We start from the raw sequence: 9,892 nt of genomic DNA on the forward strand, positions 1-9,892 counted from the left end.
GGCGGAGAACCGCGGCCTGTGGAGGAGGACCGCCCCGCCGCGGACGTCGCCCGCCGCGGAGACCGCTCGCCGAGGCCGCCCCGCTCCTAGCGGAACCTCACCACGAAGCCGTCCTCCGGCCCGGTCGGGAAGCTCTGCAGGCTCACGCGCAGATCCTGCCCGTCCTCGACGTCGTACGGGTGTCCCGCGACCAGGAGCTCCAGCGCCGCGGACAGCAGGTCGACGGTCGCCGGCTCGCCCGGGCACCGGTGGTCGCCTCCGTAGTGCCCGCCGCCCTGCGCGATGAAGCCGTCGCGGTCGACCGGCGACCGGAACCGCTCCGGATCGAAGCGTCTCGGCACCTCCCAGTGCGAGCCGTGGTCCGTCGCGTAGAGGTCGAGCAGCATCCACTGCCCCACGGGGAGGGTCTCGCCGCGGAAGTCCAGCTCCCGTCGGGCCCGTCCTCCGACCATCGGGAAGAACGGGGAGAAGCGCCGCACCTCGTTCGCGAACGCGACGCGCTCCTCCTGGTCGGCGAGCCGCTCCCGCCACTCCGGATGCCCGTGCAGCGCCAGCGCCGCCAGCACCACGAAGCGGCCTACCGCGACCGTGGGCCGCAGCAGGTTGATCAGCTCCACCGCGGCGACCTCGACGGGCAGGAGGCCGCCGTCCTCCTTCTCGTGCGCGATCCGGTGCAGGGGGGTCGGGGAGGGCCCGGCCGTCCGGCTCGCCTCGATCAGGCCCCGCGCCCACCGCTCGGTCGAGCGGCGGCGGAGTCGCGCGGACCAGTTGGGCGGGCCGAAGCGCCCGGCGTTGTCGATCATCGCCTGGAGCTCGTCCGTGCGCCGCAGCACCTCCTCCTCGTCGGCCTCGATGCCGGCCCACGACAGGACCGCGCGGCCCAGGACCTCCGCGGCGACGTCCTGGAGGCGGACCCGCTCGCCCGTCAGCCGGGCGGCGGCCGCCTGCCACTCCCGCGCGAAGGCGGAGACTAGCCTCGACCGCTGCTCGGGCGTCTCCACCAGGTCGAGGAACATCCGCTTCCGCCGCCGGTGGGGCTCGTCCTCGAGGGTCTGCACGCTGCCCTCGTCCTGCAGGAGGTGCAGCACCGAGCCGGGCAGCGCGCCCTCGCGGTCGAAGCGCCCGCCCTCGTAGAAGAATCGCGCCGCCTCGATGCCGCGCGCCACGATCACGGGCCGTCCGAGGATCCGGGTGCGGAACGCGTCCGCGCCCACGTCGTCGAAGCGCCGCGTCCCGAAGAGGTAGCCGTCGGCGAGGACGGCTGCACTGCTGTCGATCGCGGGGAGGGCGGGGATCGAGGGGGCGATCAGCCGGCCGATCCCTCGGTTTCGTCGCCCTCGGCCTGCGAGGGCTTGTCGACGCCCGCGTCGTCGACGTGGTCGTGGTTCTGCGGGTTCTCCTGCGGCTGCCCGGTCCGGTCGGTCATGGTGCTCCTCTCGCGTCGGCGCGGTGCGCGCCTCGCGGCCCACGGTAGGAAGAGCGGCGCGGACCCGGGTACCCCGTTGACTCGCGGGGGAGGGGCGGGCAGACTCCGCCGCCGTCAGCGCCTCCGCAGGAGGACCGGCGCGGTCGCCCAGACCACCGCGAGCAGCAGCAGCACGCCTCCGCCCGCCCAGAGCCCCGCCGGCCCGCCCAGCACGACGTCGAACACGAAGCCCACGACTCCGACGAACAGCAGCGACCCCGCCGCGAGGCACACCGTGACCACCCGGTTGCCGAACCGCACCAGCTCGGCCTTCCTCCGCCGCTGGAACAGCAGCCGGTGGGCGATGACCGGCGCCAGCGCCAGGATCGTGACGCACGCGGCGAGCAGGACGAGCACGAGGTAGAGCGCCACGTCCGGCGGCGCGAGGTCGGCGAACCGCTGCTGGAAGCACAGCGTCAGGAGGAAGCCGCCCAGGATCTGCGTGCCGGTCTGCACGACCCGCAGCTCCTGCAGGATCTCGTTCCAGTTGCGGTCGGATCTCTCCTCCACCGTCTCGTCGCGGCCGGAGTCGGGGGCCGAGGGGTCGACGGGTCGCTCGCTCATGGGACGAGGGTAGGGCTCAGCCGAGCAGGGACTCCGCCAGCGAGATCGCACCGCGCACTCCGGACTCGTCGCCGAGGGCGGGGCGCACGATGCGGATCCGTCCGCCGCCCGTCCCAGTGGCCCCGGGCGCGCCCATCAGCCGCTCGACCTCGGCCTCGACCGCGGGGACGAGGCCCGGCGTCTTCGACACGCCTCCGCCGACGACCGCGAGCCGCACGCCCGCGACGTAGGCGAGCGTCGTGACGAGCTGCGCGAGGTAGTAGGAGCTGAAGCGGAGGTTCGCGGCCGCCTCCTCCGGGCCGAGGCGGGAGCCGTCGACGCCCCAGCGCGCCGAGATCGCGGGACCGGCGACCAGGCCCTCGAGGCAGTCGCCGTGGAACGGGCAGGTGCCGGCGAAGCCGTCCTCGGGGTGGCGGCGGGGCAGCAGGTGCGCGACCTCGGGCCAGCCGCTGCCGGCGAGGAGCCGTCCGCCCGCGATCACACCGCCGCCGACTCCGGTGCCGACCGTCAGGTACACGAAGTCGTCGACTCCGGCTCCGGCGCCCCAGCGGGCCTCGCCCAGCGCGGCTCCGTTGACGTCGGTGACCAGCGCGAGCCGGGCGCCCGGTGCGGCCGCGCCGATCGGGCCGAGCACGTCGGTCCCCTCCCAGCCGAGCTTCGGCGTGGAGGTGAGGTGCCCGTAGGTCGGGGAGCCGGCGTCGACGTCGAGCGGGCCGAAGGAGGCGACGCCGACCGCGGCGACGGTGCCGTCGACGCCGTGGCCGCTGACGAAGCCGGCCAGGTCGGCGAGGGTCTCGACGGGGCCGCGGGTCGGCAGGGTCGTCGTCGCGAGGATCCGCTCGGGATCAGCGGCGTCGGCGACCGCCGCGACCACCTTCGTGCCCCCGGTCTCGATGCCGACGAGGAGGGGGCGGTCGGCGGTGGCGCTCATGGATCTCCAGGGCTCGCGCGGTGCGTCTCGGGTCTCAGCAGGCGGACAGCGAGCGCACCTGCGCCGACAGGGTCAGAGGGCTGCCGAGGAGCAGCACCTGATCGAGGTCGTGGCCCTGCATCTTCACACGGGTGCTGCGCGGCAGGCAGGTCGGCTCGCTGAGGTAGAGCGGGGCGCCCTGCTTCGCGGCGACCGGGCCGACGGCCAGCGCGTCGGCGAAGCCGGTGGCGGTCGCGAGGTAGACGGTGTCGCCCAGCTCGGACGGCGGGAAGACGTCGTTGAGGTGTCGGCTGGTGTCGTGGCGGTCCGTCCCGGCGATGCGCGACACGGTGTCGGCGATCTTCGCGGCGCGGAGGTCGGCCTCCACGGCGGTCGAGATCGACGGCGCACCGCCGAGCAGCTGCACGGAGGAGGGGTCGAGTCCGGCGAGGGTGTCACGGGTCGGCTGGTCGAGGCGCGAGCGGGCGCCGTCGACGAGGAGGACGGGCTCGGCGCGGCGGCCGGCGATCGGCGCGACCGAGAGGGCGTCCGGGAAGTTGGTGCCGGTCGCGACGAAGACGTTCTCGTAGCTGCCGTCGGGGAAGGCGTCCTCGACGATCCGGCGCGAGGTGTCGTAGCGGTCGACGCCCTCGATGCGCTCGGTCGGGATCCCGAGGGCCTTCACCTGCTGGAGCACCGACTCGCTCACGGAGAGGGCGCTGCCGACCACGACGATCCGCTGCGGGGCGAGGCGGCGCAGCTCGTCCGCCACCACGGCGGGCAGGACGCTCGGGTCGGTGAGCAGGAGGGCGCCGCCCTGCTTCGCGGCGGCGGGGCCGGCGCTGAGCGCGTCCGGCCAGTTCGCTCCGCTGGCGAGGTAGACGACGGGGGCGCCGTCGGCGAATCCGGAGGCGGTCACCGCGACGGCGGTCGCGTACCGGTCGGTCCCGGCGAGGCGGGCGACGTCGGAGGAGTAGGCCGACGGGAAGAAGTCGATGCCGCTGCGGCCGCCCGGCGGCACGGAGACGACCGCGCGCTCGTCGAGGCGGGCCAGGCGCGAGAAGTACTGGTCGTCGTAGGCGGGGTACCCCGGCTCCACGAGGCGCAGGAGGTAGTCGCCGGCGGGCAGGGCGAGGTCGCTCGGGTCCCACGCGCGGGCGGCGCCGGGGGCTCCGGTGACGGGGACGGAGTCGAGGAGCGTGTACGTCCCTCCGTCGACCCACCAGGCCTGCACGTCGAAGGAGGGGGAGGAGACGCCCGGGACCGCGTCGGCGGTGATCGATCCGGACAGCTCGGCGGTGCGCAGGAGGGAGATGGCGACGGACTCGTCGGTCCCCCGGGTCGTCCTCGCGGCCTCGGCGATCGGGGTGTCGCCGAACCAGGTCGGGTACCAGTCGTCGCTGCCGATCAGGTTCGCGCGGACGGTGAGGGGCTCGCCGCCGGGAACGGGGAGGGAGAAGTCGGCGCCCGTGCTCGCCTCGGCGACCACGTCTCCCTCGGCGTCCTGGACCTGGACGTAGAAGGACGGGTCCGCGGGGGCGGGGTGCTCCTCGTCGGCGTCGCGGAGCGCGATGGTGCCGGAGAGGACGACCTCGGCGGCGGCCTCCTGCGCGGCGCTCGTGCCGGGCAGATCGGGGGCGGCGACGGCCGGACCGGCCGCGAGGCCGGTCAGCAGGAGAGCGGAGACGCCGATCGCGGCGAGGGAGCGTGCGGGCACGGCGGGCCTTTCGGCAGGATCCGCGGGAGGCCGCGGCGGACACGGTGTCTGAATGCTAGCCGCCGCCCGCCTCCGGGAGAGGGCGGGTGTCGGCGGGATGGGCCCCCATCCGGGGGACGATGGTGGTGGATTCCCGGGGCCGCCGGAGGAGTCCGCGCGAGCAGGCTCCCTCGGCGACCCGGGTCGGATCCCCTACTTGACGACCGCTGCGGTGGCGGCGGAGGTGCGCGTCGCCGTCGTGTAGTCGGCCTTCTTGCCGGTGACGGTCACCGTGATCTTCTTCCCCACCGCGGCGCTGGTCGGCTTGTAGGTGGCGGAGGTCGCCCCGGAGATCGCGGTGCCGTTCGCCTTCCACTGGTAGGTGAGGGCCACCGGCGAGGGACCCCAGGTGCCCGGCTTGGCGGTCAGGGTGGAGCCGACCTTCGCGGTGCCGGTGATCGTCGGGGTCGCGGCGGAGAGGGTGCCCGCCACCACGGCGCTCGTCTTCGCGGAGGTCTTCGTCACGGCGGTGAATCCGGACTTCGACCCTGTGACCGTCACGGTGATCGTCTTGCCGAGAGTGGCGCTGGTCGGCGTGTACGTCGCAGACGTCGCCCCGCTCAGAGCGGTGCCGTTCGCCTTCCACTGGTAGGCGAGGGCGACGGGGGAGGGGCCCCAGGTGCCGGGCTTCGCGGTGAGGGTCGAGCCGACCTTCGCCGTGCCGCTGATGGTCGGCGTCGCAGCGGTGATCGCGCCGCCGGTCACGGCAGCGGTCCCGGAGGAGACGCGTGTCGTCGAGACGTAGCCCGACTTCGAGCCCGTGACTGCGACGGTGATCACCCTGCCCGCGTCGCCCGCGACCGGACGGTACGTGGTGCCGGTCGCCCCGCTGATCGCGGTGCCGTTCGCGCGCCACTGGTAGGCGAGGGCGACAGGGGAGGGGCCCCAGGTGCCCGCGCTCGCCGTGAGCGTCGAGCCGACCGCGGCGGTGCCGGTGATCGTCGGGGTGGCGGCGGTGAGGGCGGTGCCGCCGATGCGCACGACGGTCGATGCAGCCTCGCTGTCGCCTCCGGCGTTGATAGCGCTGACGCTCATCGTGTAGGTGGCGCCCGCCGCGAGGGCTGTGAAGGTGAAGGAACGGGACGTGGCGGCGACCGTCGTCGACCACGGACCGGCGCCCGCGTTGTCGACGCCGTTGCGCGAGACCCGGTAGCCGGTGATCGCCGGGTTCCCGGGGGAGGCCGGAGGCGACCATGAGATCGTCGCGGATCGCGCGGTGTCGTTCGTCGTCCCGGCGACGCGCGTAGGGACGGAGGGGGCGAAATAGGCGTCGGCCGTGCGGGTGACTGTTGCCGCTTCGCTGGTGCCGATGTCATTGATCGCTTGAACGGTGAAGGTGTACGAGGAGTTGGGGCGGAGGTTCGTGAACGTCTGCGAGCGGCGATCCGCGGAGACGACGGTCGACCAGGGGCCGCTGCCTGAGGCATCGGTGCCGTCGCGGGCCACTCGGTAGCCGGTGATGGGACTGCCGCCGCTGTTGGACGGCTCGCTCCACGACACGGTGATGGAACTGCCCGAGGATTCGGCATGGACCTGTTCCGGTGCCGACGGCATGGAGAAGTCCGTACTGAATCCGGCGCACGTCTTGAGAGAGTCGGTGAAAGTGCGACGGTTCTTGAATCCGTCGCTCGCCGATGCGGACCAGATGCAGAACTGGTAGACCCCGGGTCGGTCCAGAGAAAGAGTCTGAGAAGTGGAATCTGCGGCGTAGACCGCATCGTATCCGGGGTATCCCTCTGGGTCGCCGCTCGGGCCGAAGACGAAGTCGGTGGTTGCGTGGTACTCGTCAAACCCGCACTGCCGTCCATCGAGCGAGGGCGCGTCCCAGCTCGCGGTGGCAAGAGTTGTCGTGGGGTCGACGGTGACAGTGAGGTCCGACGGTCCGGGCGCTCCGGATTGACGGTGGACGTCTGCCGCTGCGACAGGGCTCTGGAAGTCCGAGGGCTCCAATGGAGCGCCCTCGGAGCCGCCGGCGAACGGCGCGGAGAAGTCGGTGACGCTGACGACCTCGACGCCCACGGGATCGGTGGAGTGCGGGATGGAGATCGTCGCCGATGTAGCCCCTCTGACCTCGGTGAGGGCGGTGGTGAACATTTGGTAGAAGTAATACCCCGGATAGAAGTAGTACTTCTCGTACAAATGGATGCGATAGCCCGCGACTGCTTGCTGCGGGGCATTCCAGGAGATCGTGACGGCGTCCGTGCACCCGTTCTGCACCGCGACGACGTTCGTCGGCGCCGCCGGCGATCCTGCGGCCTGGGCCGGAGTCGCGACGATGAGGGAGAGGAGCAGGGCGAGGAGAAGGGAGACGCTGAGGGTCTTCGTTCGCATGGAGGAGGGCATCCGGATCCGTCGGAGAGAGAAGTCCGACGACTGTCGAGCCGGGGGGATCGTCCCATGTGCTTCTCCGGCTCGCTAAGTCCCCCATTCTGGGCAGAATCTCACGAAGTCCGGGACTGTCATCGGTGCGGTGACAAAAGGATCGGAAAGGGTTTGTCCGAGAAAGGCGTGGTGCGGGGCTCGGGATAGTCGGGTTCCGCTGATCGCCACGACGACCGCGGCACTCCTGTGCGCGAGACCCGCTATGTACGCGCGTTCCGTGCGCGCCACGGCGAGAATCGCACGATCGGCGCGTGCAAGACTGGGCGCGAGCGTGCTCCATCCCGCTGCGTCACGCGCGGGGCACGGAGCCACTGGACCCGGTCCGCTCATCCGCATCCTTTCGCAGGAGGACTCGAATGACCGATACCGCCGTGCTCGCTGAGGCACCCGCCCGAACCCCCGTCGCGAAGACGATCCTGATGTGCCGTCCCGAGCACTTCACCGTCGTCTACCGCATCAATCCGTGGATGGACCCGCAGGTCCCCACCGACACGTCCCTCGCCGTCCGGCAGTGGCAGACCCTCTACGACACCTACGTGGAGCTCGGCTTCACGATCGAGCTGATCGAGCCCGAGGCCGGTCTGCCGGACATGGTCTACGCGGCCAACGGCGGATTCGTGATCGACGGCATCGCCTACGGCGCCTCCTTCACCTACCCCGAGCGCCAGCCCGAGGGCCCCGCGTACATGGACTGGTTCCGCTCGGCCGGCTTCGACGTCCGCGTCCCCGAGGAGGTCAACGAGGGCGAGGGCGACTTCCTCCTCGTCGGCGAGCGCATCCTCGCCGGCACCGGCTTCCGCTCCGCCTCCGATTCGCACGCCGAGGTCGCCCGCGTCTTCGGCCGCGAGGTCGTCACGCTCGAGCTCGTGAACCCGTCGTTCTACCACCTCGACACCGCGATCGCCGTGCTCGACGACACGAATATCGCCTACCTCCCGAGCGCGTTCAGCGAGGAGGGCAACAGCACCCTCCGCGAGCTCTACCCCGACGCGATCCTCGTCTCGGAGGAGGACGCGTCCGTGCTCGGACTGAACTCCTTCTCCGACGGCCTCAACGTCGTGATCGCGTCCCGCGCGACGGGCTTCGAGCGCCAGCTGCGTGAGCGCGGCTACAACCCGATCGGCGTCGACCTGTCCGAGCTGCTGCTCGGCGGCGGCGGCGTGAAGTGCTGCACGCTCGAGCTGCGCCGCTGACCCACTCCCACCGGCCGGCGACGCCCTCCCGCAGCGCCTGCCCACCCTCCACTGTCCACGAGTCGTCGCACTCGACGCCGAGTGCGACGACTCCTGGAGAGTCGAACGTCCCCTCAGGAGGAACGACATGAGCATCACCGACACCACCACCGCCCGCTCCGCCGCCCTCATCGCCGCGGAGGAGGAGCACGCCGCCCACAACTACCACCCGCTGCCCGTCGTCGCGGCCACCGGCGAGGGCGCCTGGATCACCGACGTCGAGGGCGTCCGCTACCTCGACTGCCTCGCCGCCTACTCCGCCGTGAACTTCGGCCACTCGCACCCGGTGCTGCTGGAGGCGGCCCGCGAGCAGCTCGGCCGCGTCACCCTCACCAGCCGCGCGTTCCACAACGACCGCCTCGGCCCGTTCGTCACGGCGCTCGCCGCGCTCGCCGGCAAGGACATGGTCCTGCCGATGAACACGGGCGCGGAGGCGGTCGAGTCGGGCATCAAGGTCGCGCGCGCCTGGGGCTACCGGGTCAAGGGCGTCGCCCCGGGCAGGGCGAACATCGTCGTCGCGGCGGGCAACTTCCACGGCCGCACCACCACGATCATCTCGTTCAGCGACGACGCGGAGGCGCGCGACGGCTTCGCTCCGTTCACGCCCGGATTCCGCACGGTCCCGTTCGGCGACGCCGCAGCCCTCGAGGCCGCGATCGACGACGACACCGTCGCCGTGCTGATCGAGCCGATCCAGGGCGAGGCGGGCATCGTCGTGCCGCCGGCCGACTACCTGCCCGCCGTCCGCGAGATCACCGCGCGCCGCAACGTCCTCTTCATCGCCGACGAGATCCAGTCCGGCCTCGGCCGCACGGGCGCCACCTTCGCCTGCGACCTGGTCGGAGTCGTCCCCGACGTCTACCTGCTCGGCAAGGCGCTCGGCGGCGGCATCGTCCCGGTCTCGGCCGTGGTCGCGGACGCCGACGTGCTCGGCGTCCTGCAGCCGGGCCAGCACGGCTCGACCTTCGGCGGCAACCCGCTCGCCGCCGCCGTCGGCCTCGCGGTCGTCGAGATGCTCGCGACGGGCGAGTACCAGGCCCTCGCCCGCGAGCGCGGCGCCCAGCTGCACGCGCGCCTCCAGTCGCTGATCGGCCGGGGAGTGGTCGCCGTCCGCGGCGCCGGACTCTGGGCCGGCATCGACATCGACCCGCAGCTCGCCTCGGGCCGCGCCGTCTGCGAGGCCCTGATGGCCCGCGGAGTGCTGGCCAAGGACACGCACGGCTCGACGATCCGCCTGGCGCCGCCGCTGGTGGTCACCGCCGCCGAGATCGACTTCGCCGTCGACGAGCTGGAGGCCGTGCTCGAGTCGCTGCGCTGAGGCGCGCCTCCCGCCCGCCGCGAGATGCCACTTCGGTACGTGACACGCCGTAGCGGGCGTATCGAAGTGGCATCTCGCGGTCGGGAGGAGAGTGCCGATGAGACGGCACGTCTCATAGGCGCAGGACGCCGCCACCGCTCTGCGATACTCGCGCGATGAGCACACCTCTCCCGCCGGAGAACACCCCGCCCTCTCCCGGAGGCGGGCGGCGGCTAGCATTCAGACACCGTGTCCGCCGCGGCCTCCCGCGGATCCTGCCGAAAGG

At 72.4% G+C, this 9,892-nt stretch carries 7 protein-coding genes; 2 read left to right on the plus strand and 5 right to left on the minus strand.

From position 1 onward, the window contains the following. Window positions 1–86: 86 nt before the first annotated feature. From C5D44_RS12495 to C5D44_RS12515, 5 genes are all read right to left on the minus strand, one after another. The gene (locus C5D44_RS12495) at window positions 87–1,214 is read right to left on the minus strand and encodes a cytochrome P450 (protein WP_104281811.1); all 1,128 of its coding nucleotides are present in this window, start codon (window positions 1,212–1,214) and stop codon (window positions 87–89) included. 326 nt (window positions 1,215–1,540) lie between these two features. Continuing rightward, window positions 1,541–2,029 (minus strand): DUF6328 family protein, encoded by a 489-nt coding sequence (locus C5D44_RS12500; protein WP_104256068.1) that lies wholly within the window; start codon window positions 2,027–2,029, stop codon window positions 1,541–1,543. 16 nt (window positions 2,030–2,045) lie between these two features. Then, complete coding sequence (locus C5D44_RS12505; RefSeq protein ID WP_104281812.1) at window positions 2,046–2,960, minus strand: ROK family protein; 915 nt, start codon at window positions 2,958–2,960, stop codon at window positions 2,046–2,048. A 34-nt stretch (window positions 2,961–2,994) separates the two neighbouring features. Then, window positions 2,995–4,656 (minus strand): cell wall-binding repeat-containing protein, encoded by a 1,662-nt coding sequence (locus C5D44_RS12510; protein WP_104281813.1) that lies wholly within the window; start codon window positions 4,654–4,656, stop codon window positions 2,995–2,997. 192 nt (window positions 4,657–4,848) lie between these two features. Beyond that, window positions 4,849–7,026 (minus strand): fibronectin type III domain-containing protein, encoded by a 2,178-nt coding sequence (locus C5D44_RS12515; RefSeq protein ID WP_181118502.1) that lies wholly within the window; start codon window positions 7,024–7,026, stop codon window positions 4,849–4,851. A gap of 407 nt (window positions 7,027–7,433) precedes the next feature. On the opposite strand from C5D44_RS12515, the gene ddaH reads away from it, so the two are divergent. After that, window positions 7,434–8,270 carry a dimethylargininase gene (gene ddaH, locus C5D44_RS12520; RefSeq protein ID WP_104281815.1) on the plus strand — a complete coding sequence of 279 codons (837 nt, stop codon included), beginning with the start codon at window positions 7,434–7,436 and terminating at the stop codon, window positions 8,268–8,270. A gap of 127 nt (window positions 8,271–8,397) precedes the next feature. Then, window positions 8,398–9,627: an ornithine--oxo-acid transaminase gene (gene rocD / locus C5D44_RS12525; protein WP_104277029.1), complete on the plus strand. Its 1,230-nt coding sequence runs from the start codon at window positions 8,398–8,400 to the stop codon at window positions 9,625–9,627. Window positions 9,628–9,892 lie beyond the last annotated feature (265 nt).

It is taken from the genome of Rathayibacter sp. AY1B5, from assembly GCF_002932795.1.
GTDB lineage: Bacteria > Actinomycetota > Actinomycetes > Actinomycetales > Microbacteriaceae > Rathayibacter.

Coding starts and splice junctions, on each gene's coding strand:
- ddaH (WP_104281815.1), top strand. CDS start 7,434: ATGACCGATACCGCCGTGCTCGCTGAGGCACCCGCCCGAACCCCCGTC.
- rocD (WP_104277029.1), top strand. CDS start 8,398: ATGAGCATCACCGACACCACCACCGCCCGCTCCGCCGCCCTCATCGCC.
- C5D44_RS12505 (WP_104281812.1), bottom strand. CDS start 2,960: ATGAGCGCCACCGCCGACCGCCCCCTCCTCGTCGGCATCGAGACCGGG.
- C5D44_RS12500 (WP_104256068.1), bottom strand. CDS start 2,029: ATGAGCGAGCGACCCGTCGACCCCTCGGCCCCCGACTCCGGCCGCGAC.
- C5D44_RS12515 (WP_181118502.1), bottom strand. CDS start 7,026: ATGCGAACGAAGACCCTCAGCGTCTCCCTTCTCCTCGCCCTGCTCCTC.